Here is a 26,885-nt window from a genome sequence, read left to right as displayed (position 1 = left end):
GCCTGCCCAATCAGGAATTTTGATGTTCTGATGCGTTGGCGGTCGATGGCTTTGCGGCGCGGTTTGCCTTGCGTTTGCGCATCATCTTGCGAAGCGGCCACATCAACACAAAACCGACTGCAACGACGATTGCCGCCAAAACTGCCCACAAGGCGGATAGCAGGCTGAGACCGGCACCCGGCCCGACATAAGCTTGGGCTGGAAAGGCAATCAGCATCATCGCGCCCGCAAGCGTTACAGTGCCAATGGTCAGAAATGTCTGGGATTTGTTGGCTTTAGATGCCGGAATTATCGAGCTGTTCATTTGCGGTTTCATTGTGCTTCTCCTGCGTTGGAGGTGCCTGTGTTTGAGGCGGGGGCGGTAGTGCGAAACAGGTCGGCACGCGCATCGCTGATGCGTTCGGCCTGTGAGACGACGGGGACGAGTTTCTTGCCGGGATTGTCGGGATCATCGCGGCGGATCGGGTTGTGGAATTCCCAAACGATTTCGCCGCTGTCGGTGACTTCCAGCAGACGACCGCCACTTGATTCCGTAATCAGTGTATTGCCATTGGCAAGACGTTGCTGATCAGCGCGAATATTGCTGTCAAATTTCTGATCGGCGTTGCCCTTGTATTGCCAGGTGATGGCATTTGTTTGCGGATCGATTTGCAGAATGCGCGAGAACCCGTCATCGGGATCGGCAAACTGTCCCTGGTTATCGAACAACAGGATTTCGCCATTGGGCAATACATCCGGGTCATGTTGGCCGAGCCACGGCCCACGGGTGGCCCAGGTGATTTTTTCCGCATCCATATCCAGCACGGCAATGATGCCAAGATCGCGGAAGGACAGAACGACATCACCCGCCTTGCCATAGGCAAAGTTGGCAGCCGTTTTGTCGTCGATCAACTGGATCGTGTTGGTATGAAGGATGTCCTCATTGGCGAAATAGGGGGCAAAATCAACCATGTTGGCGTAGTTGGACTTGATCAGCGCATCAAGGATCGAAACGCGTTTGATCTCCTTGCCATCGGGCGACAGGATCACGGCAAAATCATCAAGGCGCGGCGGCCTGAGTTGTTTGCGATTGGGATAGGTGTTGAAGCGGAATTCCTGTGTCAGCGCATAAACACGGCCATCATCGGCGATGGAAAAATCATGGTGCGCGGTGCCAAGATATTTCCAGATCGGTTTTGAATTGCGATCAATCTTGGCCATGCCATAGCCATAGGGCGTGTCACCAGCCGCGGTATACTGGACAATCAGATTGCCATCCGGCGCCATCTTGGCCGTATGCCAATGCATGAATTCATCTTTTTGCGGATTGGGAATCGGGGATGTTTCATCGTGAATGGCGCTGAACGGCATCCGCCATTCATGGACGATGTTGCCATCCATATCGATCAGAACCGCATGCGGCCCATCGCCCGATGAATACAGTGTCAGGCCAGCCTGTGCCTTGTCCTGGTCGTGGATGGTGACACCGACTTCATCGGTGCGGGCCGGTGACCAGAAATCAAGGCGTTCGACATCGGTATATTTGGTCCGTTGTTCCCAAAGTGCTGTTCCGGCACGCCAGGCATTTTTCAGAGACTGGTACGGCGGGACTTCCGCCAGTACCACAAACGCGCCAAGCCCAAAGCTGATCGCGGCAATTCCGATCACAGAAGCTGTGAGAAACAGGCGATCACCGGTATTGGTGGTGTTGGACTCTTCGTATTGACCAGTATCAGGCACGCATAACCTCCGTGTATTTTGACAGAAAGGTTACGCAGACGTGCGGGCAAATTTACGGCGATTTTATCGGTAATTGCGGCGAATTGGTCCGCAATTAGCCGCGAATTCGCCTTAAACGTTAATTGTTAATATGAACAATCATACCGTTTTTTTTTGGGGGGCGCGGATGCAGACGGGGCAGGAAAACAATCCTGCCCACTGGTGCGGTTTTATTTGCGTTCGGGGGGCTCGACCAGATTTTCAATCGGGGTGATTGAGGTGGTTTTGACCTTTTTGGTGACGATATAGGTGAAATAGCGGTCGATCCCGATATTGGACACCAAAAGCCGGTCGATCAGACGTTGATAGGCATCAACGTCATGACACAGCACCTTGAGCATGTAATCGACCCCGCCGCCAAGCGCATAGCATTCGACGATTTCGGGGATGTCCTGTACGGCGCGTTCGAAAATCTGGAAATCATCATGCTGGTGATGACGCAGGGTGACTTCGGTCAGGACCAGTGTCGGTTTGACCAGCTTTTCCAGATTGATATGGGCGTGATACCCCGAAATAACGCCAAGGTCTTCGAGGCGTTTGAGCCGTTCCCAGCACGGGCTTGGCGAAAGGTTGACCGCCTCGGCCAGTTTGACCTTGGTGATGCGCCCTTCGCGTTGCAGGGTTTTGAGGATTTTCAGATCGAGCTCGTCAAGCCGGACCATGGTCAGAGCACCTCGGCAATCACAATCAAACAGTCACCCGTTTTGATCAGGCCCTGGAAATGGCGGCACGAAACGATGCCCGCGCGTGGGGCATAATATTCGCGTGGCGGGGTGCCTGTGCGTTCGACATCATAAATACGCGCGATCAGATCGCCTTCCTTGACCATGTCGCCCAGATCAACGCACGGCTCATACAGGCCGGATGCCTCGGATGCGACAAAGCAACGGTCATCGGGCATATCAAGCATGGTTGTTCCGGTCGGGCTGGGTTCAATTTCACCCTTGAGGATACCGGCATGAATAAGGATGTTGCGCACACCGCGATCGGCAATTGCGACACGTTCGGCCGTGGTTGAACCGCCGCCACCCAGTTCGGTGGTGACAAAGGTTTTGCCAGCTTCTTCGACCACGGTGTCAAACATGCCAACCGCATCAAGTTCGAGCATCATCATCGAATAGGGGGCGCCGAATGCCTTCATGGCCGCAACACAACGTGCTTCCTGTTCCTTGTCGGGCAGGACGTGAACGGCCGCGAACGGAATGAAATCAAGCGTCTTGCCACCGGAATGGATATCAAGAACGATATCGGCCTCGGGCACGAGATAGCGGAAGATATAATCGGCGATCTTTTGGGTGACCGTGCCATCGGGTTTGCCCGGGAAGGACCGGTTCATGTTGCCCGCATCAATCGGGGATGTCCGCGATGCACTGCGAAATGCCGGATAGTTCATGGCGGGCAGAATGATCACACGACCGGTGATTTCACCAGCCGAGAGGGATTCTGCCAGTTTGAACAGGGACACCAGGCCTTCATATTCGTCGCCATGGTTGCCGCCGGTCAGAAGGGCGGTGGGGCCATTGCCATTGCGGACCACGGTGATCGGGATCATCACGGCACCCCACGCGGAATCATCACGCGAATAGGGAAGCTTTAAAAAGCCGTGGTGAATGCCATCCTGATCAAGCGGGATCGTCGGGCTGATGGGCGATGGTTTTGTCATGGTCGTATCCTTAAAAAGCCTGACTTCGCGACCGTCGTCGTCAGGCTGTGGCGTCTGGCACCGGACGTAGCATGTTTGGGATGCGCGTCCGGTGCGGTTTTGGCGGAATTAGTTTTTGACAAACAGCTGTCGTGGATAGCTGGTCAGGGTTTTCGACCCGGTTTCGGTGATCATCATGCTTTCGGTGATCTCGATCCCCCAGTCATCGAACCACAGGCCCGGCATGAAGTGGAAAGTCATGCCCGGTTCAAGAACCGTGCGGTCACCGGGACGCAGGCTCATGGTGCGTTCGCCCCAGTCCGGCGGATAGGAAAGCCCGATCGGATAGCCACAGCGGCTGTCTTTTTCGATGCCGAATTTCTGCAAGACCCCGAAGAAGGCAATGGCGATGTCTTCGCAGACATTGCCCGGTTTGGCGGCTTCAAGCCCGGCCTGAAGGCCTTCGATCAGGGCGCTTTCGGCATCGAGGAATCGCTGATCGGGTTCACCAAGGAAAATCGTGCGCGACAGCGGCGCATGATAGCGGCGGTAACAGCCGGCAATTTCAAAGAAAGTCCCGGCATTGCCCGGAACGGGTTTTTCATCCCAGGTCAGATGCGGTGCACCGGCATCTGCGCCCGATGGCAGAAGCGGTACAATCGCCGGATAGTCGCCACCAATCCCGTCAACACCGGCGATCCCGGTACGGAAGATTTCCGCGACCAGTTCGTTTTTCTTCATGCCCGGTTCGACGATTTCGAAAATGCGTTCATGCATGTTTTCAACAATGCGGGCGGCTTGCCGCATATAGAAAATCTCGGTCTCGGATTTGACCGCGCGCTGCCAGTTCACAAGGGCCGTGGCATCGGAAAACTTTGCATTTGGCAGATGAGTCTGGAGTTGCAGGAAAGCCTTGGCGGAGAAATAGTAGTTGTCCATTTCCACACCAATGCGGCGCGATGCCCAGCCACGATATTCGATCACCTCGGCAAGGTAGTCCATCGGGTGATGGGTGGTCGATTGCACATAGTAATCCGCATAGGGAATGATGCGGTCATGCGGCATATAGACCGTGCGTTTTGCCCCGTTGGCATCCTGCGAACGCCCGAACCAGATCGGGTCGTCTTCGATTGGAACCAGTACGCATTGATGGACATAGAACGACCAGCCGTCATAGCCGGTTAGCCAGGCCATATTCGACGGATCGGTCACGATCAAAAGATCGAGCCCCTTTTCCACCATGGCTTTTTTGGTTTTCTCCAGGCGCTCGGCATATTCCTCACGCGTGAAATTCAATTCTACCTGGCTCATCGCAGGCCTCCAGATAAAGGCGGGGTTTCAGCTACCTGACCCATTTTCCTTTTGTTGTTACGAGATGACCTCGGTTCCGGCAGATGCTGCTTCGCAGCGGCTGCGGGCGAGGGTGGCGATTGCGGTGTCTTGCACACCGGTTCCGGTCAAATCACAGACCGTAGTCTGACCCGCACTTGTCCTGCCGGTCAAGGATTGGGCAATGATTTGGCCGAGTTCGGGGAATGTCGCGTCAGAGGACACCACACCGGCATCAATGGCGTGATGCAGTTCGCCAAGAATGCGTGTCTGTGCCTGACTGTCGCTGACATAAAGGTCGGCCTGCCCGATCAGGGCAGGATCAATTTCGTTTTTGTGTTCGGCATCGGACCCCATCGCGGTCACATGCGTGCCGGGCTTGACCCAATCGGCCATCAGAACCGGTTCGCGCGCGGGCGTTGTGGTGACGATGATATCCGCCGTGCTTGCGGCGTCCTTGCCATCGGTCGTCGCGGTAACCGGAATGCCCAGTTCAAGCGATGCCTTTTTCGCGCACGCCTCGGCCTTGGCGATGTCACGCGCCCAGATCGTCGCCGAGGTGATATCGCGCACCAGTGTCAGTGCCTTAAGCTGCAACTGTGCCTGCACGCCGGCACCAAAGATGGCGGCATTTTTGGCATCTTCGCGGGCCAGATGTTTGGCAGCCACCCCGCCGGCGGCCGCGGTGCGGACATCGGTCAGATAGCCGTTATCGAGCAAGACGGCCTCCAGCAGGCCGGTCTTGGATGAAAACAGGTTCATCAATCCGTTGACCGATGGCAGGCCGAGTTTGGGATTATCAAAGAAGCCTGGGCTGATTTTGATGGCAAAGCTGTCGATGCCCGGCACATAGGCGGTTTTGACATCGACCTCGCCATTAAACTCGTCAATATCCAGACGCAGGATCGGCGGCATGCGGACATCCTGTGTCGCCAGCGCCTTGAACGCGCCTTCGACACAGTTGATGGCATCCATATCGAGATCAATGACCTTGCGCAGGTCTGTTTCGGTCAGAATTCTGATTGTCGGCATGGTTTGTTACTCCGCCATCAGGTCGACGTCTTCGCCGCCAACAATGCGTTTGTGCAGGTCCATGTCGATATTGCACCCCGTCGTCAGCACGACCGTGCGGCCGGGATTGTCGACCAGACCGGCACGCAGGGCGGCAATGCCCACGGCACCGGCACCTTCGACAACTTGTTGGTCATCATGGTAGGCCGCACGGATGCCATCGGCGATCTGGGCTTCGTTGACCAGAACGAAATCGTCGGTCAGATCGCCGCACATATCGAACGTGTACTGGTTGTTTTCACCAATGCCACCGCCGAGGCTGTCGGCCAGTGTCGGCAATTCCTTGACCGACGTCGGTTTGCCTTCCTGAAGGCTTGTGATCATGGCACAGCCACGTTCCATAGTAATGCCAACAACCCGGATCATCGGATTGACCGATTTGGCGACCAGGGCCACACCGGCCAGCAACCCGCCGCCCGACAGGGGAACCAGCAAGGTATCCACGTCGGGAAGGGCTTCGACGATTTCAAGGCCAAGGGTGCCTTGGCCGGCAATGACATCGGCATGGTCAAAGGGCGGCAGCATGATCATGCCATCCTGTTCGACCAGCCGGTCGACTTCGCGCTGGGCTTCGTCCTGTGACTGGCCAATGATGCGGACTTCGGCACCGAGTGCCCGGATGCCATCAACCTTGTTTTGCGGCACCAGTTCGGACATGCAAATGATCGATCGCACCCCGGCATTGCGCGCGGCAAAGGCCAGTGCCCGGCCATAGTTGCCTGTCGATACGCCAACGACACCCTTGGCCTTTTCCTCGTCACGGAGGCGCAGCACCGCATTGGCGGCACCGCGCAGCTTGAAGCTGCCGGTATATTGTTGTTGTTCGCATTTCAGCCAGACGGGGCTTCCGATACGGTCAGACAGGGTGGCCGACGGGCGCAAGGGTGTGTGGATCACATGACCCGCAATGGTTTTGCGGGCAGAAAGAACATCAGCAAATGTGATGGGGTCTTTCATGGGACCTCGACTTGGTTCGTTGGTTGCGGGGCATGATCAAACAGGGTTCCGAACCCTGTGATCGGATTTTTGTACCCAATCAGGTTCAAGGCATGCCAGATCAGGGCCTGATTGCTGGTGATGACCGGCTTTTTGAGACGACGCTCGGCCTCGGCAATGATTTCGGCAGACCGGATCGCGGTGCAGGAAATAAACACCGCATCGGCATCAGGCGTGTCGACCTTAAGCGCACCTTCCAGCAGCGCCTCGGGCGGCAGGGCGGTCATGTCAAAGTCGTTATCAAGACCAAAACCCATCACACGGGTAACATCAAACCCGCGCTGGTGAAAACCGTCGGCAACCGACTGGGTTACGTCAGACAGATACGGGGTCAGGATGGCAATTTTTTGCGCACCGACCGCACGCAGGGCAAGTTCACTGGCCAGAAGCGGATTGGTGACCTTGGTGCCGGGCATGCCTTGATTGATCAGGGCGGCGATCTTGTCCGACCCTGTCACAGCGGTTCCCGATGTGCAGCCGAAAATGGCAACATCGACGCCATATCCCGGCAACAGCGTTTTGGCTGCGCGTGGCAGGTCGGCCGCCATCGATTGCAGGTTTGCGACCGTGACCGGATTGGCGTTTTCAATGCGCGTGGTGAACAGGCGCACGTCGCCTGGCAGGATGGCGCGCAGGTCATCCTCGCTATTGAAATCGGTTGCCAGCGTGATCAGGCCAATCCGTCCTGCCGGTCCGACCGGATCAGGGGAATAGGGCACGTCTGCCGGCTCTGGCGTAACCGCACGGGATACGGAAATCATCCTGAACTCCAGAAGCGGGTCGTCCCGATTTAATCAGGACGACCCAGTTTCAAATTTTCAAATATGCTTCCGGTCGCAGCCGGAATTTACGGGCCAGAACTTGATCAGCGGAAGGCAAGCTCTGGCAGGAACAGGGCAATCTGCGGAACAAAGATCAAGATCACGGCCGCAAGCAGCAGCATGATGATGAAGGGCGGTGTTCCACTGATCACCTCGGCATAGGGTCGCCGGAAGATTGCGATGGCTGTAAAGATGTCACACCCGAACGGGGGCGTGGCAGAGCCAATGGCAACCTGAAGTGTCACCAGCGTACCGACAAGCACCGGATCGAGCCCCGCCGCATTGACAAGCGGCATGAAGATCGGCGTCAGGACCAGAATGACAACAATCGGGTCAACGAACATGCAGCCGATAAAGAAGGCAATGCAGATCGCGGCCAGAATGACATAGGAGTTCGCCCCTTCAAGCCCCAATGCGCCAATCACGTGTTGCGGGATCTGGGCAAAGGAAATCACGAACGAGAATGTCGTGCCTGCACCGACCAGAATGAACACGACAGCCGTGATCAGACCGGTTGAACGCGCAATCGCCAACAGTTCAGACCATTTGACCGACTTGAAGATCAGCACTTCAAGGATGATGGCATAGACCACGGCAACAGCCGCAACCTCGGTCGGGCTGACCCAGCCCAGATAAATGCCACCGACGATCAGAACCGGGAACATGATGGCAGGACCGGCATTGATCACGGCCTTGCCGCGTTCAGCCCAGGTCATGCGCGGGATGGTCGGGATGTCGTTCTTTTTGGCGTAGTACATGCAGTACAGCGAGAACATGATCAGAATGAGAATGCCCGGGCCGATCCCCGCCAGGAACAGTTCACCGATCGAAACCTTGCCAACCACGCCAAACACGATCATGCCAATCGATGGCGGGATCAGAAACGCGATGTCACTGGCATTGATGATCAGCGCCATGGCGAATTTGTCTTCGTAGCCCGCCTTGAGCATCTTGGGACGCAGCGGACCGCCCATCGCCACAACAGTCGCCTGGGTCGAGCCCGATACCGCGCCAAACATGGTGCAACCAAGGGCGGTGGTAACGGCAAGGCCGCCGCGTACATGGCCGACAAAGGTCATGGCAAGGTCAATCAGCCGGTTGGCCGTATGCCCCTTTGTCACGATATCGGCGGCAAAGATAAACATCGGCACCGCGATCAGGGCGACCGGCGAGATGCCCGTGACCATCTGCTGTATGAGGATGCGTTCGGGAATGGGCATGTAAAACATGAAGGCAACCACACTGGCGGTTGCCAGCGGCACCATCATCGGGAAGCCCAGCACCAGAAGCCCCAGCATCACCAGAAGGATTGTTGTTCCTAAATCCATTTTTCCATTCCCCCCTTACAGATGATGCTCGTCGGCGTCGTCAAACGTATCCTCGACCTGGTAGGACAGGTGCGTCCCCGGTTTGAGGATGTTGGTCAACGCTGCCAGAACAAACTGGATGCCGGTTACGCACAGGCCAAAGGGCACGATCAGAACGGTCAGGTAATAGGGGATGCGCAGGGCCGGGGTCAGCCGGTTCGATGTGATCAGTGACGAAACATAATCAATCGAATACCAGGCCAGAAGGAACAGCAAAGAGGCCGTGCCAAGCGTAATGATGATCATCATGACCTTGCTGGCGCGCGGGCCCAGCATATCGGTAAAGGCCGACATGCGGATATGGCGCCCCATGCGGGCGGCCTCGCTGATGCCGACAAAGGTCACAAGAATGATCAGAAACTGATTGAGCTCTTCGGAGAAGAAGATGCTCGAACTGAACCCCAGGCGCATGATTACATTGGCGACGGTGTTCACCGCCATGATGATGATGCTCCATCCGAGGAGCTGTCGTTCGACGACGGACAAGCCGTGGTCGAGTTTTCTTAAAATCCCCAACGCCCCGCCACTCGGAGCGGGGGCCTCCCCGTTTGCACCTGACATAGAACCTCCTTGATGCGTGTGCGAGACATTTTTGTGGAACGCTGTGTGCGGATGTTGGTTCCCTCCCACACGGATTGTCGTTCGCTTCACGCCGGTTCAGTCAGAATAAAAACGCTTTGTGATGGTTCAATCAGATTTTTGTCATGACACAAAATCAATACATCACGTCGAAGGCGTGAACGCCGGGCATTTGATCCATGGTATGGCGAATTTGGATCAGGGCATGCTGAACCGTTGGCGTATCAGGGGCGCCGCCAAGACAGATCCGCATGGCGTTTGGCCGCGGCACCTTGACGGTCATGAACGGGTCGGAAATCGTGACAGCTACGCCGTTTTTGCGCAGTTCGGAGGCAAACCATTCTTCCTGCCAGTGTTCGGGAATGCGCACCCAGGCCGATAGCGATGTCGGGTGATGACGCACAACCGCATCGCCGAGAATATCGGCCACCAGTGCCTGGCGTTCGCGCATCAGCGCGCGTTGGACTGTTACCGCCTGATCGACGGTGCCATCGGCAATCCAGCGTGCGCCGATCTCTGCCATCAATGGAGTCCCCATCCATCCGGTGACGCGCAAAACGCTGCTGGCACGAATCGACAAATGCGCCGGAACAGCCAGAAAGCCGGTTCGAAGGCCCGGCATAACTGCCTTGGTCAGGCTTGAGACATGAAAGCCAAGCTTGGGCAAAAAGCTTGTGATTGGTGGCAGGTTTTCCTCGAGCAGCGGGCGATAGACATCATCCTCGATGACATAGACGCCGTAATGTTCGGCAATTTCGGCGATGCGTTTGCGCCGTTCCAACCCCATCAGGCAGTTGGTCGGATTGGTAAAGATCGGGGTGACGACAAGGGCCCGGATTTGGCGCGTGCGGCATTCTTGCTCAAACGCATCGGGCAGGATGCCTTCGTCATCGGTCGGCAATGCGCCCAGCTTGAAACGCAGGATACTGGCCGAGCCGATCACGCCATGGTCTGTCAGGCTTTCGGTCAGGACGACGTCATCAGGCTGAATGACGGTGGAAAGGGCGGTAAAGACGCCTTGTGCGGCACCATTGGTGATCAGAAGGTTGGGGATTTCAACATCGACCCCCATGCCGGAAAGCCAGTTGCGCCCGATGTCGCGGTGATAATCAAACCCGGCAACCGGCCGGCAGCTTTCCATCCAGCCGTGATGGGGTTCTTCGGCCAGTTTGGCGTGCATCTGGCGCGACAGGTCATTGTGAAAATCGGTATAGGCGGCACGCACGATTGAAAGATCAACCAGATCGGGTTGGCGACTATCGAGGATAAAGGACGACGCCCGGTCGGTCAGGCGGGCCTGCACAAAGGTGCCGCGACGCCGTTCGGACCGCAAATAGCCCTGCCGTTCGACTTCCTTGTAGGCGGCACTGACGGTCTGAACGCTGACTTTCAGGCGATAGGCCAGTTCACGGTGTGTTGGCATACGGACATCGTGGCGCAATCTGCCTGATTCAATATCGGTAATGATTGCTTCGACCAGTGCCTTGTATTTCGGGCCTGTTTCGCCGCTGAGGTCGATGTCAGGTAACCACATGATTGTCTTTCCACCCTGATGTTTTGGCCAGCCTAACATGGCGGACCTGTTCTGTGTAGGTGTTCGGACTAATTTGTCATGAGACAAAACTAACATTGACCTGATGCAGGAACATTTCAAAACTTTGGGCGTTCATCACAGTGATGTTGAAATTAAGCGTTCCGATCCGAGTGCCTTCATAAGCGTTGGCGCCGATCGTTGAGCGCGATAACACGGGAGACTTCGATATGAGTCTGAACAAACTCCTTAAAGCGACCCTATCGGCGGCTGCACTGTTTGCCGTCGCAGGGACCGCTGCCCACGCCGAGGAATGGAAATTCGCCCACGAAGAAAGCCCGGGTGATGTTCAGGACCTTTACGCTCAGGAATTCAAACGCCTGGTCGAAGAAAAGACCGATGGCGACGTAAATGTGACCATTTACACCTATGGCCAGCTTGGCACCGAGAACGACATTACCGAGCTTACCGCAGCCGGTGCTGTTCAGTTCTCGAACGCATCGCCGGGTCACCTGGGGACTTTCGTTCCGGAAATTCAGGTCTTTGGTGTTCCCTACCTGCTGTCGCAGGATAACGAGGTGAACAAGAAGGTCCTGTCTTCGAGCCCGACCATTTACGAAGGTCTGTCCAAGGACTTCGAGTCCAAGGGGCTGAAGCTTTATACCATGTACCCGGAAGGCGAAATGGTCTGGACCACCAAGAAACCGGTCGAAAAGCCGGCTGATTTCGATGGTGTGAAATTCCGTGTCATGACCTCGCCGATCCTGATCGAAACTTATGAATCGTTCGGTGCTGATCCGGTCGCCCTGCCGTGGGGTGAAGTTTATTCCGGTCTTCAGACCAGCGTGATTGATGCACAGGTCAACCCGATCTTCTTCGTTGAAAGTGCCAAATTCTACGAGGTGACCGACCATCTGATCTATGCCGGTCAGCAGCAATACACCACCACCGTGGTTTCAAACGCGGCGTTCTATGACGGCCTGTCGGATGAACGCAAAGAGATGCTGGCGGAAGTAAAGGCCGAACTGGATGACTTCATCTATGAAGCCCAGAAAAAGGCCAATGACGAAGCCCTTGCACGCATCAAGGAAGCCAAGCCGGAGATCGAAGTGATCCGTCTGAACGACGAACAGCGTTCGGTCTTCAAGGAAGCTTCCAAAGGCGTTGGCGCAAGCCTTGTTGAGGAAGTCGGTGGTGACACCGAAGAAGTGCTGAACTCGCTTCGTGAAGAGTTTGGTACCGACATGTAATCGGGACTTCCCGATTTCGTAAGATATCGCAAACCCCCGCAGGCACTGCTTGCGGGGGTTTTTGTTTGTCTTGAATGGTCGGTCGGTGATCCCGGTGATGCTCACAACATCAGCGTTTCTGCGTCTCATACGTGCCCTTTCCGATAAGCGGACTGTGGTGATGAAACTGACGTGAAAGGAACTGGCTGTGAATATGCTCAACCTGCTTCAAACTGTCCGTGATGCGATCTTCCCGGCAATCATGTTTGCCGTAATGGCGCTTGGTACGCTTGTTTCGTCGCCAAAGGCGGAAGTGTACAATCCCAATGGCGTGCCGATCTCATCCAGCGAATGGGCCGAAACATCCCCGGACTCCGCAAAGGTGACGGTAAAGGATGCGCTGAGTAATTCCGGGAATGCCACGGTTGTTGCCGGTGTGACCAATGCGGGTGCGGCACCTTATCTGAACCTGTTTGGTTCTGATGGTGCCGGTTCGATCTGGTGGCCGTCAGCAGATGGCGGCAATGCCGAGATCCAACTTCAAATCATAAATGCATCGGGCAGCGTCACCGCTGCTTGTACGGTGACTTCCAAGAAAGATACTGCCGGGAAGTTTGCGACGACCTGCCAGTAACTATGGGTTTGCGCCCGGTGGCCGTGAGATCGTGGCAGTGAGATCATCGTCGCCTGGAAATAAAACAGGGGCCGGTCATGGGCCCGGCCCCTGTGCACCGCCGCGTCGGGAAGAAGGTTTGACGCGGCGGGTATTTCTGACGTCGCAGTGATATTGATCTGGCTTATTTGCCAGCAGCAACTTCGTCGGCGACCGCATCAACAGCCTGTTTGGCGATGTCGATGACTTTGTCGACCTCTGCCTTGGTGATGCAAAGCGGTGGGGCGAAGCCAAGGATGTCACCGTGCGGCATGGCGCGTGCGATCATGCCACGTTCCAGGCAGGCGGCTGATACGCGCGGACCGATTTTCGCATTCGGATCGAAGCGTTCCTTCTTGGTTTTATCCGCGACAAACTCGAGGGCGGCCATCAGACCAACGCCGCGTGCTTCGCCAACCAGCGGGTGGTTGTCAAAGGTTTCATGCAGGCGTTTCTGGAAGTAGCCGCCCGTGTCGGCCGAGTTACCCGTCAGGTTTTCACCATCAACGATATCAAGGTTGGCATTGGCGGCCGCCGCGCAGACCGGATGGGCGGAATAGGTCCAGCCATGACCGATCGGGCCCATCTGATCGGAACCCTGTTCAAGAACTTTCCAGACGCGTTCACCAATGATCACACCCGACAGCGGCAGGTAACCCGACGACACACCCTTGGCGATCGTGATCAGATCCGGCTTGATGCCATAGTGCAAGGAGCCGAAATAGGAGCCGGTACGGCCAAAGGCGGTCACGACTTCGTCGGCAACCAGAAGGACGTCATACTTGTTCAGAACGGCCTGGATGGCTTCCCAATAGCCTTCTGGCGGGGTGATGATGCCGCCCGTGCCCATGACCGGCTCGCCTATGAAGGCAGCAACGGTTTCCGGACCTTCGCGCAGGATCATTTTTTCCAGATCATTGGCACAGCGTTTGGCAAATTCTGCTTCGGTTTCGCCGGCCTCGGCATTCCAGTAATGGTGCGGGCAGGTGGTGTGCAGAATAGGCGCACGCGGCAGATCAAAGGCGTTGTGGAAGGCAGCAAGGCCGGTCAGGCTACCGGTCATGATGCCCGAGCCGTGATAGCCACGCCAACGCGAGATGATTTTCTTTTTCTGCGGCAGGCCGCGGATGTTGTTGTAGTACCAGATCAGCTTGATGTTGGTTTCGTTCGCATCCGATCCGGACATGCCGTAATAGACGCGCTGCATGCCTTCGGGCGCGCTTTTGATAATACGGTCTGACAGGCGAATGACCGGCTCGTTCCCGTGCCCGACATAGGTGTGGTAATAGGCCAGTTCCTTTGCCTGCGCATAGATCGCATCGGCAATTTCGGTGCGGCCATAACCAACGTTTACACAATACAAACCGGCGAAGGCATCAAGGCTTTCACGGCCTTCGGTGTCGTGGATATAGATGCCCTTACCGCCATTGATGATGCGGTTGGGGGTTTCACCGGCGGCGTGCTGACGCATGTGGGTCGAGGGGTGCATGAAATGCGCCCGATCCATTTCCTGCAGATCAGCAGTGGTGTTTTTGATGACATTCATTTGAATTCTCCCATGTGAATGCGGTTGATGTCTTTTGCGCGCACCAAGGTTAAAACCTAGGCTTTGTAAGCAGCGCAGACGTATTTCAGTTCGGTAAATTCTTCGAGGCCATGGCGCGATCCTTCGCGGCCGAGGCCGGATTGCTTGACGCCGCCAAACGGAACCGGTGCACCGGTGATTTTCACGCAGTTTAGCGCAACCATGCCGTATTCAAGGGCGTTCGAAACACGTGCGGCACGGTCGTTGTCCTTGGTCAGCAGATAGGCGGCAAGGCCGTATTCGCTGTCATTGGCCTTGGCGACGACTTCGTCCTCGGTATCGAACGGCATGACCGGGGCAACCGGGCCGAATGTTTCTTCGGAAAAGATTTTCATCTCGTCGGTGACATCGGCAAGCAGGGTCGGGGCAAAGAACAGCCCGCCCATTTTCTTGCCACCGGTGACAACACGGGCACCTTTGGCGCGTGCATCGGCAACATGTTCTTCGCATTTGGCAACCGCACGGTCATGCATCAGCGGACCGATTTCGACATATTCCTCGATACCGTTGCCAACTCGCAGATCGGCGATGGCCTTGGCATATTTATCAAGGAAGTCGTCATAGATGTCGCGCTGAACAAAGATGCGGTTGGCCGCCAGACAGTCCTGACCACTGGTGGCGAACTTGGCGTTCACCGCGTGGGCAACTGCCTCGTCGAGATCGACATCATCAAAGACGATGAACGGGGCATGACCGCCCAGCTCCATAGACATTTTCTTGATCGTCTGGGCACCTTGCGACAGCAGAAGACGGCCAACCTCGGTCGAGCCGGTAAAGGATAGTGCTCGGACATCGTGATGACCGCACAGCTCGCCCACGACCGGGTTCGGATCACCGGTGACGATGTTAAACACACCGGCCGGGATGCCTGCACGTTCGGCCAGTTCGGCCAGTGCGGTTGCCGAAAACGGTGTTTCGGTGGCCGGGCGTACGATCATGGTGCAACCGGCGGCAAGGGCAGCGGCGGCCTTACGCGTGATCATCGCACACGGGAAGTTCCAAGGTGTTACGGCGGCAGTCACCCCGATCGGTTCGCGTTTGATCGACATGTTGCGGCCGGGCAGGTGGGATGTGATGTTTTCAACATTCACCCGTTTGGCTTCTTCGGCGTAAAATTCGATGAAGCTTGCGGCATAATCAATTTCGCCGCGGGCTTCGTTGATCGGCTTGCCCTGTTCAAGGGTCATCAGAAGAGCCAGGTCTTCCTTGTTTTCAATCAGAAGATCGTGCCAGCGACGCAAAGCGGCACTGCGTTCCTGGGGCAGAAGGGCCGCCCATGCCGGGAAGGCTTCCCGGGCAGCCGCGATGGCCTTTCGGGTTTCGTGAACGCCCATGTTCGGAACGGTGCCGATGAAGCTGCCATCGAACGGGTTGGTGACCTCGATCACCTGAAGGTTGTCAGCCGAGCACCAGCGACCATCAATATAGGCATGTTCGCGCAGCAAACGCAGATCGGAAAGCTGGCTGAGCGATACGCAACGCTGTTCCTTTGATTGTGCCGTCATGGTGGCCTCCTTCCTTAAGCTTGGCGCGGTTTGCGCGAAGCATGTCATTGAACTGGGAGGAAGGTATCAACAGGCGATCAGAGGAGGTGACCGAACTCGACGCCATTTGATGCGTTTTTTTTGGCGCGGAGTGGCAAAAAGCGAATGTTTTTTCTGCTGCGCGGCAAAACGCGCAGAAAATCAGTCTTTTGACTGATCCAGATATTTGCGCATTTCGCGTTTCTGGCGGCGCTTTTCAACGAGGGTTCGGATGATGATGGCCGCAAAAAACAAGATCACGACGCTTGTTGTCATCGGAAAGGCGACCGGGATGCCAATGACAAAGGCCAGTGCGCCGATAACACTGCCGCCGACAAGGGCGATAAAGCCGCCCAGCATGAGGACGCCAAGCAATACGGCAAGAAGGATGGAAGCGATTTTGTTCATAAGGCGCAGTTCATAAGGTCAGGCAAAAGAAGGATGGACGGAGCCCCTTACCGGGGAGCTCCGTCCGTTCGTTTTGTCAGTTCTTGTCGTTGTTGCGGTTGGTCAGCTGTTTGGTGGTTTGATCAAGCCGCTGGGCAAGAACGCGGATCAACTGATTGGAAACGGCCTGGTCCTGTCGGACAAGACCAAGGAATTCGGTCTTGTCGAGTTTCAGAACCGTCATGTCTTCGACGGCACGGATCGTGGCCGAACGCGGTGCATCGACAAGCAGGGCGATTTCGCCAATGACTTCCTTGGCATGAACGTCACGCAGTTTGAGCGTCTGGTGTTCATCGGTGGTCAGCCAGATTTCACCGCGCCCGGAAATGACGATAAAGGCGGCATCACCCGGATCGCCCTGTTTGACGAGAACCTCGCCATGTTTGAAGGTCAGGCGGGGGCTGGTAAAGGCCAGCAGCTTGACGACACTGGGGTCGAGGCCGGCGAACAGCGGGATCGTGCGCAGCAACCGGACTTCCTGATCGATGTCGCCTGCGGCCAGTGCGGCTGCGGCTTCGTCTTCGGTTTCTTCGGTTGTTGTTTCACTGTCATCGGCAACGCTTTTGCGTTTGACCAGCTTTCCGTTCGACATATAGAGCAAGGTATCGAACTTTTCGCCGGCATGGTCATCATCATCGACCCAAACCAGACTGGTATGGTCACTTTCACCCGTAAGGTAATTGATGATGCTTTCGCGGGTTTCGCGGTCCAGGGCCGAAAGACCTTCGTCGACGACCAGAAGATCCGGGTTCTTGATCAGCGCACGGACAAGGGCGATTTTCTGACGCAATGTCTGGGACATGCGGCTGCCGCCAACGCCGACCTGGCTTTCAAGGCCAAGGGACACCAATCCTTCGTAAAGGCCGCCTTCATGGGCGATTTCAAACAGGACCTCGCCGACGCGTTCCTCGGAATTTGCACGGCCATAGGCAAAGCGACCAAACAGCAAGTTATCAAGGATCGGTGCGGCTGATGCGTAGCCATCAGCCTCGAAGAAGTCGATATAGCCTGCCAGATCATCGGGCATGTTTTCGCGGAACTTGGGCCGGGCCTGAAGAACAAGTTCGCGGAAATCATCATCGATCACGCGCAGGCGGTGGCGGGCCGGGGTCAGTTGCATGGCAACGTCAAGAAGACGCAACTGGTCCTCTTTGCGCATGTCATCAACACGCACACCGTCGGTGCGTTTCAGGATGTTCTTGACCTCGGGCATTTCATCGGCCGAGACAAAGCTGTAACGGTCAAAGAATTCATGCCCCGGGGGCAGGCCGGTAAACAGTTCGATCATCAGATCAAGCGTTTCACGCCCCATCTTGATCATCTTTTCATACAGGCCGCTTTCGCGCAGGCTTTTCTGGATATAGGGATGCGACAGGAAGTCCATCCGCTTGAATTCGGTGCGCGATGGTGTGCCGAACAGGATGTTCACGCCGACCGGCGCATTGTCGTTGTATTTGTCGAAATCATAGGGTTCGACAAGGTCGGAAAGCTGACGTTCGGCCAGAATTTCCTTAAGGCGCGGACGGACATCGAGTACCGATTGAACAAGGTTCGGGCGTTCTTCAGGGCTGATGCGGCGCAACAGGCCAATGCGATAAATATCACGATCAAGGCCGACCACCTCAAGCAGGCGCATCAGTTCCTTTTGCATGTCTTCGCGCGATTCAAATCCCGGTCCGACATAATCGATCCACTCGGCAGACGGATCATAGGGGATGTTGCCCGACATCTTGATCTCGTCATACATTTCGCGCGTCAGCTTCCAGGGCAGGTCGGCCGGATCGGCAAGTTCGACGACATCGACAAATTTGGGATCTGGATAGGCTTTGGCGTCGGCATCGCTGTCGGGTGCGGGATTGTCGTTATCCTGCTCCAGAAGGACGGGGCGGTGTTTCAGGCCATAGAACAGGTTATCGGAAATACTGCCATTAAACAGATACGCATCCGCCCCTACATAGGCCAGACGTTGCCCGACCACCGCAGCCGGAAGGGTGGTGGCATCAAAATCGGCAAACTGAATGCGCCCGCCCGTCGGGGTCATGATGTGGGCAATCAGACGGGCAAGTTGCGATTTGCCACTGTCTGATGCGCCGGTCAAAAGGGCCTTGCCCGGCAATCCCATATTAAAGGAAACATTTTCCACCACACGCGTGCCGTCTTCATCCGTCCATGACAGGGCGCTGACATCCAGCGGGCCGGCCAGTTTTGGCGAAACCGGTGCAATCAGTTCGTGTTCCGGTGCAAGGTCAGGCAGCTCGAACTGTTCGTGCAGCTGTTCGTATTTGATGTTGGCGTCAGCCAAGCGCTGATAATAGGCGAGAAGCTCTTTCCACGGTGCCGACATGTCCTTGTAGGCGGCAAGAGCCGCAACCAGCGCACCGAAGCTCAGATCACCGGTAATCACCAGATAGCCACCGATGGAATAGAAGAAGAACGGGGTGATCTGGGCGATAAAGTTGTTCAGGAACTTGATGAAGAACTTACGGAAATAGATTTCCTTGCGGATCTCGAAAATCCGGCCAAGCCGCTGGGTGAAGTGGGTCAGTTCGAACCCTTGCGTTTCGTTTGCGCGGATATCGGTCGCACCACCAACCGTCTCGCCGATATGTTCGGACATGCGGCGCACGTTCTGAACGCGCTGTTTGCCAAGCAGGTTCACGCGGCGTTGCAGTTTCGGGATCAGATAGCCCTGCAACGGATAAAACGCGATCGCTGCCAGCCCCATCAAAGGGTCCTGAATAAAGATAAAGGCCGAAATCGTGATCAGAATGCCGCCCTGATACAGCGGCAGGGCATAGGCCTCGCCAAAGAAGCCGCCCAACGGTTCGGCTTCGGCGGTGATCATGGAAACGATTTCGCCCTGGCTGGTCTTGCGGAAATGCGGCAGCGGAAAACGCAGAACACGGTCAAAAAGCTCGTAGCGCATGCGACGCAGCATGCGTTCTGCCATCACGCCCTGATAGACGTTGATGAAGTATTTGAAGCCGCCATTAACGAAGACGAGGGCCAGAAAAATGCCCGAGAGGGCGAACAGATACTCGATCTGGGTCAGATCGATGCCAAGGATGTCATAGGGCGCACCAGCACCACCGATGGCCTCGTTGACGATCTGCTTGGGCAGATCAAGCGAGTAATAGAGAAACGGGAAAGAGGCCAGCGTGACCAATGTCAGCATGATCTGCTGGAGGCGGCTATGACGCCATATATAGGCAAAAACCGATTTGGGCATTCGCACGTCCCGTTTTGTGGTTGTGGAACATTTTTGTTCCGTTTGCTCGTTTTTATATTTGGGCAGGGTCAGGACCTATAGGTCCTAATCCCAGTGTGCAGGTTATGCGCCGGTTGTCTGATCAACCAAGATCAAAACTTTGTTCCGGTTCAATGAACCCGCAGAAACCGTCCGCCACGGCGTCGGGTTTATCATAAGCCTGATAGTGATAGAGCCACATCTTCGCCTTGATCTCGGCAGGCAGGGTCACAAGTTGGTCGTAATGGGCATGGACCCCGGAATGACGGGGGCCGAGTTCGCAATCCTGAAAGATGATGTCGGCCTTTTTGTAGAACGGCATATGATCTTCGGGATTGAAGATCGCATCTGTTGTCAGGAAGAAGGACTTGTTCTGGCCGTGACCGAACAGGGCATAGGAATACATCGTGCTTTCCGGTGTCACGACATGCGCAACCGGGATGACATCGAAATGCATGCCATGCCAGTCAAAACCGTTCTTGGTGGAAAGTGGGACCACATCGAAATAGGACGACAGTTTGCTGTTGCCGTGATCGCTGATTTCAAGGCCGCCGCGCAATGAGTGTTCCCACAGCGGTTCAAGCAGTTCGTCGACCGCAAACAGTTCCGCCCGGTGGCCTTCGAAGACGAAATAATTGGCAAGCGCCATCCATTCGAGCCCACCGATATGGTCCGAATGCAGATGGCTGACATAGACACCATGAATGTCGTTTGGCATATGACCAATGTTGCGCAGCGAATGGCGCGCGTCTGAACCGCAGTCAATCAGCAGGCGCTGTGGTTGGTCATTGCCCGACGGGGTCGTTTCCAGAACCATGTTGCTCTGAAAATTGTCAGCGGCCATACAAAAGGCCGATCCTGTCCCCGCAAACGTTAGCTTCATTCCCCGATCTCCCGATATTTGTCGAAAGATTAGACGAGGTTCGGGGCGTTTAACCACCCCCTTTTTATGAGTAACCGCTCAATTTTCCCGGTAAGCCTGGTCTGACCGACTGTTCAGGAGGGTGTCGATGTCTTGTTTTGATCGGATGGGACGTCTTGAGGATGGTCGTTCCGGGCGTTGGCAAGTTTGCTCATTTCACTACGCAGAGCGCGCAGTTCGGTCATGATTTCCTGATGATCCAGTTCGATCACATCACGGGTCTGGGTTTCTTCAACATCGACATGTGTCGACATTGCATCAACCACAATCGCGATAAACAGGTTCAGGACGGCAAATGTCGTTACCAGAATGAACGGCACGAAGAAAAGCCACGCCAGCGGGTAAGACTCCATCACCGGACGGACGATGCCCATCGACCAGCTTTCCAGCGTCATGATCTGGAACAGCGAATAAAGGGACGCGCCAATATTGCCAAACCAGTCGGGGAAGCCTTCGCCAAACAGCTTGGTCGCCATCACGGCCGAGACATAAAACACCAGCGATAGAAGTGTCAGGACCGAAATCATGCCGGGGATGGCGCGCATCAGGGCTTCGACTACCTTGCGCATGGACGGTACCGTTGAAATCAGGCGGAAGGCACGCAGGATACGCAACGCACGCAGGACCGATACACCCTGGCCTGCTGGCATCAGGGTGATGGCAACAATCGTGAAATCAAAGACATTCCAGGCGCGCTTGAAGAAGGCCAGCCGATAGAGCGCAAGTTTCATCACCAGTTCGATGACAAAAATCGCCACTGCCACCTGATCGAGCACATGCAGCACCGACCCCGCCGCATTCATCACAGTCGGGGAAGTTTCAAGCCCGAGGATGATGGCGTTAATCGCAATGACGGCGGTGATGAAATTTTGAAAGCGTTTGGATTCAACGATCCGGCGAAGAAAATTCATGGTGCCTCCCGACCAGGCCGGAAAAGGGCGCTTCATTTTGCCGGATATAACCGACGGACAGACTGCGCCGGAAAATGACAACAGGGCGCAGCATCATTGACGATGGTCTGCGCCCTGAATGGAAAATCAGTTCAGGCCCTTGCGGCCCATTTCAAGGAACTTGTCACGACGGCGCGCCTTGAGCACGCCACCTTCGACATCGTCCATGCTTTCAAGTGCCTTGATGATCGCTTTGCCAACCCGTTTGCAGGCTTCCTTGGCATCGCGCTGTGCGCCGCCAAGCGGCTCTGGCACGATTTCGTCGATCACGCCAAGCTGCAACAGATCCTGTGCGGTAAGACGGAGCGCCTCGGCAGCGGTTTTGGCTTCGTCGCCAGAGCGCCACAGAATGGATGCGCAACCTTCTGGCGAGATTACCGAATAAATCGAGTTTTCAAGCATCAGAACGTTGTTGGCAACGGCAAGCGCAATCGCACCACCTGATCCACCTTCGCCGATGATGACAGATACCAGCGGCACCTTGATATCAAGGCAGGCTTCGATCGACCGTGCGATGGCTTCGGACTGGCCGCGCGCCTCGGCATCGGCACCCGGGAAGGCGCCAGCAGTATCAACAAGGGTGACAACCGGAATGTTGAAACGCTCGGCCATACGCATCAGGCGGATCGCCTTGCGATAGCCTTCCGGGCGGGCGGAACCGAAATTGTGTTTCACACGGGTTTCGGTATCGCGGCCTTTTTCATGGCCGATCACCATCACTGTGCGGCCCTGCAAACGACCAAAACCACCGATGATTGCGGCGTCTTCGCCAAACTGGCGGTCACCGGAAAGCGGGGTGAAATCGTCAAACAGGTTGGCGATATAGTCGGTGAAATGCGGACGATCAGGATGGCGTGCCACCTGGGTTTTCTGCCAGGGGGTCAGCTTGCCATAGGTGCCTTGCAAAAGCTTGGTCAGCTTTTCCTGCAGGCGGGAAACCTCGTCTGCGATGTTGACTTCGTCACTGCCCGTCAAATGACGGAGCTCTTCGATCTTGCCTTCAAGTTCGGCGATCGGCTTTTCAAAATCGAGGAAGTTATGCATCAGGGCATCATATCCGACTGGGAAACAATGGGGCGGAACATAGTATATCGACCCGCCACGTCAAGGGCGGAGCTATGAACAGTCCATATTTTCCGTTTACGTAATAATTATGGCGTAGTTTTCATACATTCATTACGCCTGACAGTTTGCACGTGGAACCCCATGACGTCCAGTATCGAGATCACACACATCAATGCCCCGGACGACGTTTCGTTCGAGCGGCTTGTTGAAATTCTTTTGGCAGCCTTTGCCTTTCAGGACGATATTGTCGATCCGCCAAGTTCGGCCAAATCGGTTTCGGTTTCAGAACTGCAATGGCGTTTTGCCCGCGACACACTGTTCGTCGCCCGGGATGTTAGTGGCAACATCATCGGCCAAATCTGGATCGAGGATGTCGGCAAGGACGCCTATCTTTACAAGCTTTCGGTTGACCCGGCGGTCAAGGGGGCTGGTATCGGCAAGGCATTGGTCGAAGCCGCCTGTGCATTTGCGCGTGATCGCGGCAAGCAGCATATGCGGCTTAGTGTCCGGATCGAACTTGAAGACAATATCGCGTTCTTCAAATCACGCGGGTTTGCGATTGCCGGCGAAGGTGTCCATGACGGATATGACAGAACGACATTCTGGAAAATGGCGCGCGATTTGCAGCAAATCTGATCAGGCGGATTCACTTTCGGGCATCGGGCGTTTTGACATCGCATAATATGGAACGTGGGTTTCGCCCCAGTCCTTTAAGGCCAGAATAATGCCGCGCAGCGTTTCACCCTTTTGGGTCAGGCTGTATTCAACGCGCGGCGGGACTTCGGCGTAAACTTCACGATGTACAAGCCCGTCGGTTTCAAGTTCGCGGAGCTGGCGGGTCAGCATGCGCTGGGTGACGCCGGGCATCAGACGGCGCAGCTCGTTAAAGCGTTTCGTGCCATCAAGCAGATGGAACATCACAACGCCCTTCCACTTGCCGCCAATCATATCAAGCGCGCCTTCAACCGGGCAGCCGGGGCTTCTGTTGGGTGGGCAGCTATTCATCATTAACCTCCAGATCAGCAAGACCGGATCAGGGAATGTGCCCGTAATGCCCGGAAATCCACAATAGTATACAAATTGATACTATATGCTGAAATTGTGCGTACTTATTTCAATGAGGATTATGCGTTAAAACTTGGCCATTCACAAATCAAACCTTTGATGGAAGGAAATGCCAAAGATGAAAGCCATTGGTATTTATAAATCTGCCCCGGTCGAAACCGACGGCCTGTTCACCCAGATCGAAACCGATGCCCCGATTGCCGAGGGTCACGATATCCTTGTTAGGGTAAAGGGCGTTGCAGTGAACCCGGTCGATTTCAAAGTCCGCAAGGGCAAGCAGGATGACGGTGCCTTCAAGGTGCTTGGCTGGGATGCGGCCGGTGTGGTCGAGGCTGTTGGCGAAGACGTCACCCTTTTCCGTCCGGGCGATGAAGTCTGGTATGCCGGGGATGTGACCCGTTCGGGGTCCAATGCCCAACTGCAACTTGTTGATGAACGCATTGTCGCGCCCAAGCCGAAGTCACTTGATTTCGCCGCCGCCGCAGCGCTGCCATTGACGACGATTACCGCGTGGGAGGCGATGTTTGATCGCCTTCTGATTGATCGCAAGGCGGTTGACGCCAATGCAAACAAAACGATCCTGATCATTGGCGGGGCCGGTGGTGTTGGATCGATTGCCATTCAGTTGGCCCAGCTTGCCGGTCTGAAAGTCATCACGACCGCATCGCGCCCGGAGACTGTGGCGTGGGTCAAAAAGCTTGGCGCGAATCAGGTGATCAACCATCGCAATCCGCTGGATGAAGAACTGGCGGCGATTGATGTTGCCAATGTTGATTACATTTTCTGCACGTCGGAAACCGATCAGTATTTTGATGTGATGGCGACTGTCATCGCGCCGCAAGGCCGGATCGTGACGATCACCGAGGCACAGGAAAATCACAATGTGGACCTTCTGAAAGCCAAGTCTGCCAGCTTCTCATACGAGTTCATGTTTACCCGTTCGATGTTCCAGACCGCTGACATGATTGAACAGCACAAGCTTCTGGCGACGGTGGCCCAGTTGGTGGATGAGGGCACCATCACCAATACCGCGAATGAAAGCTTTGGCCCGCTTTCACCGGAAAGCCTGCAGAAAGCGCATGCGTTGCTGGAAAGTGGCAAGGCCATTGGCAAGATCATCTTTGACGGCATTGCCGACTGATCTGAGCGCCATAGAATAACAGGCATCTGAATTAAGGGCCGATCCGCGTGAATGTCGCGGGTCGGCCTTTTTTATTTTCGGGGTCTGCCGGTTAATCTCCAGAGGTATTTCCGATCAATGCTGTGATCTGATCCCGGAGCCAGCGATACAGGGGATGGGTGGTGGTGCGGTCATGCCAGATCAACGCCATGTCAAAACCGGTAACAGGCACCGGGGGATCAAACATCTGGATCTGACCGGTGCGACCGTGGGCAACCCGTCTGGGCACAAGGGCGATCATATCGCTGCGTGCAACGATTTCGGGGACAACAAGAAACCCAGGCGCAGACAGGGCAACATTGCGTTTTCGTCCAAGTGCCGCAAGGGCATCATCGGCTGGCCCCTTAAAGCCGCCGCCTTCGGGGGACACAACCACATGGTCAAGCGCACAAAAGCTGTCGAGATCAAGTGGCGCGCTGATTGCCGGATGATCGCATCTGGCGATTGCGACATATTCCTCGCGATAGATTTTACGCATCCGAAGCGTTTCAGGTGCGGTTTCAGGCGTTGAAAGCGCAAGGCTGACATCACCGCGCGCCATCTGGGTATCGAGCATGGAGGTATTAATCGTGCGCCAGGCGACCTTGATCCCCGGCGCATCACGCCGCAAAACGTCGAGAAGCGGCATCAGGATCGCGTATTGCACATAGTCACTGGCGGCAATGGCGATGGTGGCGGTGATTGTTGATGGATCAAACGGACTGTTTTCCGCAACGACCCGGCGCACACCTTCCAGTGCGTTATGCAGCGGTTCTTGCAGTTCAAGTGCGCGTTCGGTCGGGATCATGCCGCGCTGTGCGGGCAGCAATAGCGGATCGCCCAGCAAATCGCGCAGGCGTGTCAACCGTGTTGAAATTGCCGGTTGGCTGAGGTTCAGCCGCCTTGCCGCATGCGTGACATTGCGTTCGGCCAGCAAGGTGTCGAGTGTCACCAACAGGTTCAGGTCAAGCTTGCTGATATCTGTCATATTTATACCAGATCAAAAATTATTGGATTTCAAAGATAGCAGAACATCAGGCCATGATCACGCATCGAACGTGATCCCCTTTGGAAAGGACGGCCCAATGTCGAATGTCTTGATTGTCCATGCCCATCCCGAACCCGCATCCCTGACCAGCGCATTAAAGGATGTTGCCGTTGAAAAACTTCGTGCTGACGGACACGCCGTGCAGGTTTCTGATCTTTATGCCATGGAATGGAAACCGTTGGCTGATGCGCACGATTTCACCGAACGTCGCGATCCTGATCGGCTGATCTATGTGGCAGAGTCCAAAAATGCCTATGCGTCCGGCTTTCAGACGGCAGATATCGCTGCCGAACAGGACAAGCTTTTGTGGGCGGATGCGGTTTTGTTCAGCTTTCCACTGTGGTGGTTTGGCATGCCCGCCATCCTGAAAGGCTGGTTTGATCGGGTGTTCGCCTATGGCTTTGCGTATGGAGTTGGCGAACATAACGAGAAACACTGGGGTGATCGCTATGGCGAGGGCACCCTTGCCGGGCGTCGCGCGATGTTGATTGTGCCGATTGGCGGACATTTGCCGCATTACAGTGACCGTGGCGTTAATGGCAGCATTGATGATGTGTTGTGGCCGATCCAGCACGGTGCGCTTTTCTATCCCGGTATGGACGTCATGCCGCCATTTCCGGTTTATAGCGCCGACCGTATGGATGAGGACGGGTGGACAGAAGTGAAGACCGCGTTCAAGGGGCGCCTTGCGCGTCTGTTTGTCGATGACCCGATCCCGTATCGCGCTCAGAATGGGGGGCACTATGATGGTAAACAGCGCCTGAAGCCGGAACTCGGTGGTGGTTCAGATGGCATCAGCATGCATCTGGTGCGTGAAGGCGATCCCCAAGAAGTCATTCGCGGGCAGGTACGGCAAACAAGGCGGCTTGCGTCCTAGATAATACTGAAAAGGGCCGGCG

At 55.6% G+C, this 26,885-nt stretch carries 25 protein-coding genes; 5 read left to right on the top strand and 20 right to left on the bottom strand.

Annotated elements, in window-relative coordinates; translation table 11 throughout:
• Positions 1-10: 10 nt before the first annotated feature.
• From TH4_RS19795 to ehuR, 11 genes are all read right to left on the bottom strand, one after another.
• Positions 11-316 carry a hypothetical protein gene (locus tag TH4_RS19795; protein ID WP_064782477.1) on the bottom strand — a complete coding sequence of 102 codons (306 nt, stop codon included), beginning with the start codon at positions 314-316 and terminating at the stop codon, positions 11-13.
• Positions 313-1,719, bottom strand: a complete 1,407-nt coding sequence (locus TH4_RS19790) for an arylsulfotransferase family protein (RefSeq protein WP_064782476.1) — start codon at positions 1,717-1,719, stop codon at positions 313-315. The genes TH4_RS19795 and TH4_RS19790 overlap by 4 nt, the downstream gene beginning before the upstream one ends.
• Before the next feature lie 209 nt (positions 1,720-1,928).
• Positions 1,929-2,420 carry an Lrp/AsnC family transcriptional regulator gene (locus TH4_RS19785; protein WP_008890033.1) on the bottom strand — a complete coding sequence of 164 codons (492 nt, stop codon included), beginning with the start codon at positions 2,418-2,420 and terminating at the stop codon, positions 1,929-1,931.
• Positions 2,421-2,422: 2 nt separating this feature from the next.
• Positions 2,423-3,421: a N(2)-acetyl-L-2,4-diaminobutanoate deacetylase DoeB gene (doeB, locus tag TH4_RS19780; protein ID WP_064782475.1), complete on the bottom strand. Its 999-nt coding sequence runs from the start codon at positions 3,419-3,421 to the stop codon at positions 2,423-2,425.
• 108 nt (positions 3,422-3,529) lie between these two features.
• A complete protein-coding gene (gene doeA, locus TH4_RS19775) occupies positions 3,530-4,711 on the bottom strand; it encodes an ectoine hydrolase DoeA (protein WP_063086986.1) in 1,182 nt (393 codons plus the stop codon).
• A gap of 57 nt (positions 4,712-4,768) precedes the next feature.
• Positions 4,769-5,761, bottom strand: a complete 993-nt coding sequence (eutC, locus tag TH4_RS19770; protein WP_064782474.1) for an ectoine utilization protein EutC — start codon at positions 5,759-5,761, stop codon at positions 4,769-4,771.
• A gap of 6 nt (positions 5,762-5,767) precedes the next feature.
• Positions 5,768-6,757, bottom strand: a complete 990-nt coding sequence (gene eutB / locus TH4_RS19765) for a hydroxyectoine utilization dehydratase EutB (protein WP_064782473.1) — start codon at positions 6,755-6,757, stop codon at positions 5,768-5,770.
• Positions 6,754-7,557 carry a maleate cis-trans isomerase family protein gene (locus TH4_RS19760; protein ID WP_064782472.1) on the bottom strand — a complete coding sequence of 268 codons (804 nt, stop codon included), beginning with the start codon at positions 7,555-7,557 and terminating at the stop codon, positions 6,754-6,756. Before TH4_RS19760 ends, eutB begins: the two co-directional genes overlap by 4 nt.
• Before the next feature lie 104 nt (positions 7,558-7,661).
• Positions 7,662-8,945 (bottom strand): TRAP transporter large permease, encoded by a 1,284-nt coding sequence (locus TH4_RS19755; RefSeq protein WP_063086990.1) that lies wholly within the window; start codon positions 8,943-8,945, stop codon positions 7,662-7,664.
• Positions 8,946-8,960: 15 nt separating this feature from the next.
• On the bottom strand, positions 8,961-9,545 hold the full coding sequence (locus TH4_RS19750) for a TRAP transporter small permease (RefSeq protein ID WP_064782471.1): 585 nt from the start codon (positions 9,543-9,545) through the stop codon (positions 8,961-8,963).
• A gap of 154 nt (positions 9,546-9,699) precedes the next feature.
• Positions 9,700-11,097: a MocR-like ectoine utilization transcription factor EhuR gene (ehuR, locus tag TH4_RS19745; RefSeq protein ID WP_008890041.1), complete on the bottom strand. Its 1,398-nt coding sequence runs from the start codon at positions 11,095-11,097 to the stop codon at positions 9,700-9,702.
• Positions 11,098-11,324: 227 nt separating this feature from the next.
• On the opposite strand from ehuR, the gene TH4_RS19740 reads away from it, so the two are divergent.
• Together TH4_RS19740 and TH4_RS19735 are read left to right on the top strand one after the other, a co-directional pair.
• Positions 11,325-12,344, top strand: coding sequence for a TRAP transporter substrate-binding protein (locus TH4_RS19740; protein WP_008890042.1), 1,020 nt, complete (start codon positions 11,325-11,327; stop codon positions 12,342-12,344).
• Positions 12,345-12,531: 187 nt separating this feature from the next.
• A complete protein-coding gene (locus TH4_RS19735; protein WP_129542771.1) occupies positions 12,532-12,957 on the top strand; it encodes a hypothetical protein in 426 nt (141 codons plus the stop codon).
• 163 nt (positions 12,958-13,120) lie between these two features.
• On the opposite strand, the gene TH4_RS19730 is transcribed toward TH4_RS19735, so the two are convergent.
• The 7 genes from TH4_RS19730 to TH4_RS19700 form a co-directional block, all read right to left on the bottom strand.
• A complete protein-coding gene (locus TH4_RS19730; RefSeq protein WP_064782469.1) occupies positions 13,121-14,521 on the bottom strand; it encodes an aspartate aminotransferase family protein in 1,401 nt (466 codons plus the stop codon).
• A gap of 56 nt (positions 14,522-14,577) precedes the next feature.
• Entirely contained in the window at positions 14,578-16,065 is a 1,488-nt protein-coding gene (locus TH4_RS19725; RefSeq protein ID WP_064782468.1) for an NAD-dependent succinate-semialdehyde dehydrogenase, read from the bottom strand.
• Positions 16,066-16,245: 180 nt separating this feature from the next.
• Positions 16,246-16,491 carry a hypothetical protein gene (locus TH4_RS19720; RefSeq protein ID WP_064782467.1) on the bottom strand — a complete coding sequence of 82 codons (246 nt, stop codon included), beginning with the start codon at positions 16,489-16,491 and terminating at the stop codon, positions 16,246-16,248.
• Between the two features lie 76 nt (positions 16,492-16,567).
• Complete coding sequence (locus TH4_RS19715; protein WP_064782466.1) at positions 16,568-19,759, bottom strand: ABC transporter transmembrane domain-containing protein; 3,192 nt, start codon at positions 19,757-19,759, stop codon at positions 16,568-16,570.
• Positions 19,760-19,880: 121 nt separating this feature from the next.
• Entirely contained in the window at positions 19,881-20,660 is a 780-nt protein-coding gene (locus TH4_RS19710; RefSeq protein ID WP_040823107.1) for an MBL fold metallo-hydrolase, read from the bottom strand.
• Positions 20,661-20,773: 113 nt separating this feature from the next.
• Positions 20,774-21,610 carry an ion transporter gene (locus tag TH4_RS19705; protein ID WP_064782492.1) on the bottom strand — a complete coding sequence of 279 codons (837 nt, stop codon included), beginning with the start codon at positions 21,608-21,610 and terminating at the stop codon, positions 20,774-20,776.
• Positions 21,611-21,736: 126 nt separating this feature from the next.
• Positions 21,737-22,693 (bottom strand): acetyl-CoA carboxylase carboxyltransferase subunit alpha, encoded by a 957-nt coding sequence (locus tag TH4_RS19700; protein ID WP_008890050.1) that lies wholly within the window; start codon positions 22,691-22,693, stop codon positions 21,737-21,739.
• A 162-nt stretch (positions 22,694-22,855) separates the two neighbouring features.
• On the opposite strand from TH4_RS19700, the gene TH4_RS19695 reads away from it, so the two are divergent.
• Entirely contained in the window at positions 22,856-23,350 is a 495-nt protein-coding gene (locus tag TH4_RS19695) for a GNAT family N-acetyltransferase (protein WP_064782465.1), read from the top strand.
• Here TH4_RS19695 and TH4_RS19690 read toward each other — a convergent pair whose 3' ends face one another.
• Positions 23,351-23,719 (bottom strand): winged helix-turn-helix transcriptional regulator, encoded by a 369-nt coding sequence (locus TH4_RS19690; RefSeq protein WP_064782491.1) that lies wholly within the window; start codon positions 23,717-23,719, stop codon positions 23,351-23,353.
• Positions 23,720-23,897: 178 nt separating this feature from the next.
• Between TH4_RS19690 and TH4_RS19685 the strand changes: the two genes are divergently transcribed.
• Positions 23,898-24,920 (top strand): zinc-binding alcohol dehydrogenase family protein, encoded by a 1,023-nt coding sequence (locus TH4_RS19685; RefSeq protein WP_209272244.1) that lies wholly within the window; start codon positions 23,898-23,900, stop codon positions 24,918-24,920.
• Between the two features lie 91 nt (positions 24,921-25,011).
• Here the strand turns inward: TH4_RS19685 and TH4_RS19680 are convergent, their stop codons facing one another.
• Complete coding sequence (locus TH4_RS19680; RefSeq protein WP_064782463.1) at positions 25,012-25,926, bottom strand: LysR family transcriptional regulator; 915 nt, start codon at positions 25,924-25,926, stop codon at positions 25,012-25,014.
• Between the two features lie 97 nt (positions 25,927-26,023).
• Between TH4_RS19680 and TH4_RS19675 the strand changes: the two genes are divergently transcribed.
• A complete protein-coding gene (locus TH4_RS19675) occupies positions 26,024-26,863 on the top strand; it encodes an NAD(P)H-dependent oxidoreductase (RefSeq protein ID WP_064782462.1) in 840 nt (279 codons plus the stop codon).
• Positions 26,864-26,885 lie beyond the last annotated feature (22 nt).

Origin of the sequence: Thalassospira tepidiphila MCCC 1A03514 (genome assembly GCF_001662875.1) — a bacterium.
GTDB lineage: Bacteria > Pseudomonadota > Alphaproteobacteria > Rhodospirillales > Thalassospiraceae > Thalassospira > Thalassospira tepidiphila.
Note: the sequence above shows the minus strand (reverse complement) of the source record. Positions and strands in the feature narration are given on the sequence as shown.

Excerpts from the sequence above, each read along its gene's own strand:
- TH4_RS19685 (WP_209272244.1), top strand. The coding sequence starts at position 23,898 with ATGAAAGCCATTGGTATTTATAAATCTGCCCCGGTCGAAACCGACGGC.
- TH4_RS19730 (WP_064782469.1), bottom strand. The coding sequence starts at position 14,521 with ATGAATGTCATCAAAAACACCACTGCTGATCTGCAGGAAATGGATCGG.
- TH4_RS19690 (WP_064782491.1), bottom strand. The coding sequence starts at position 23,719 with ATGAATAGCTGCCCACCCAACAGAAGCCCCGGCTGCCCGGTTGAAGGC.
- eutB (WP_064782473.1), bottom strand. The coding sequence starts at position 6,757 with ATGAAAGACCCCATCACATTTGCTGATGTTCTTTCTGCCCGCAAAACC.
- TH4_RS19725 (WP_064782468.1), bottom strand. The coding sequence starts at position 16,065 with ATGACGGCACAATCAAAGGAACAGCGTTGCGTATCGCTCAGCCAGCTT.
- TH4_RS19755 (WP_063086990.1), bottom strand. The coding sequence starts at position 8,945 with ATGGATTTAGGAACAACAATCCTTCTGGTGATGCTGGGGCTTCTGGTG.
- TH4_RS19705 (WP_064782492.1), bottom strand. The coding sequence starts at position 21,610 with ATGAATTTTCTTCGCCGGATCGTTGAATCCAAACGCTTTCAAAATTTC.
- TH4_RS19715 (WP_064782466.1), bottom strand. The coding sequence starts at position 19,759 with ATGCCCAAATCGGTTTTTGCCTATATATGGCGTCATAGCCGCCTCCAG.
- TH4_RS19740 (WP_008890042.1), top strand. The coding sequence starts at position 11,325 with ATGAGTCTGAACAAACTCCTTAAAGCGACCCTATCGGCGGCTGCACTG.
- eutC (WP_064782474.1), bottom strand. The coding sequence starts at position 5,761 with ATGCCGACAATCAGAATTCTGACCGAAACAGACCTGCGCAAGGTCATT.
- doeB (WP_064782475.1), bottom strand. The coding sequence starts at position 3,421 with ATGACAAAACCATCGCCCATCAGCCCGACGATCCCGCTTGATCAGGAT.
- TH4_RS19700 (WP_008890050.1), bottom strand. The coding sequence starts at position 22,693 with ATGCATAACTTCCTCGATTTTGAAAAGCCGATCGCCGAACTTGAAGGC.
- TH4_RS19695 (WP_064782465.1), top strand. The coding sequence starts at position 22,856 with ATGACGTCCAGTATCGAGATCACACACATCAATGCCCCGGACGACGTT.
- TH4_RS19795 (WP_064782477.1), bottom strand. The coding sequence starts at position 316 with ATGAAACCGCAAATGAACAGCTCGATAATTCCGGCATCTAAAGCCAAC.
- TH4_RS19680 (WP_064782463.1), bottom strand. The coding sequence starts at position 25,926 with ATGACAGATATCAGCAAGCTTGACCTGAACCTGTTGGTGACACTCGAC.
- TH4_RS19720 (WP_064782467.1), bottom strand. The coding sequence starts at position 16,491 with ATGAACAAAATCGCTTCCATCCTTCTTGCCGTATTGCTTGGCGTCCTC.
- TH4_RS19750 (WP_064782471.1), bottom strand. The coding sequence starts at position 9,545 with ATGTCAGGTGCAAACGGGGAGGCCCCCGCTCCGAGTGGCGGGGCGTTG.
- doeA (WP_063086986.1), bottom strand. The coding sequence starts at position 4,711 with ATGAGCCAGGTAGAATTGAATTTCACGCGTGAGGAATATGCCGAGCGC.
- TH4_RS19675 (WP_064782462.1), top strand. The coding sequence starts at position 26,024 with ATGTCGAATGTCTTGATTGTCCATGCCCATCCCGAACCCGCATCCCTG.
- TH4_RS19710 (WP_040823107.1), bottom strand. The coding sequence starts at position 20,660 with ATGAAGCTAACGTTTGCGGGGACAGGATCGGCCTTTTGTATGGCCGCT.
- TH4_RS19760 (WP_064782472.1), bottom strand. The coding sequence starts at position 7,557 with ATGATTTCCGTATCCCGTGCGGTTACGCCAGAGCCGGCAGACGTGCCC.
- ehuR (WP_008890041.1), bottom strand. The coding sequence starts at position 11,097 with ATGTGGTTACCTGACATCGACCTCAGCGGCGAAACAGGCCCGAAATAC.
- TH4_RS19785 (WP_008890033.1), bottom strand. The coding sequence starts at position 2,420 with ATGGTCCGGCTTGACGAGCTCGATCTGAAAATCCTCAAAACCCTGCAA.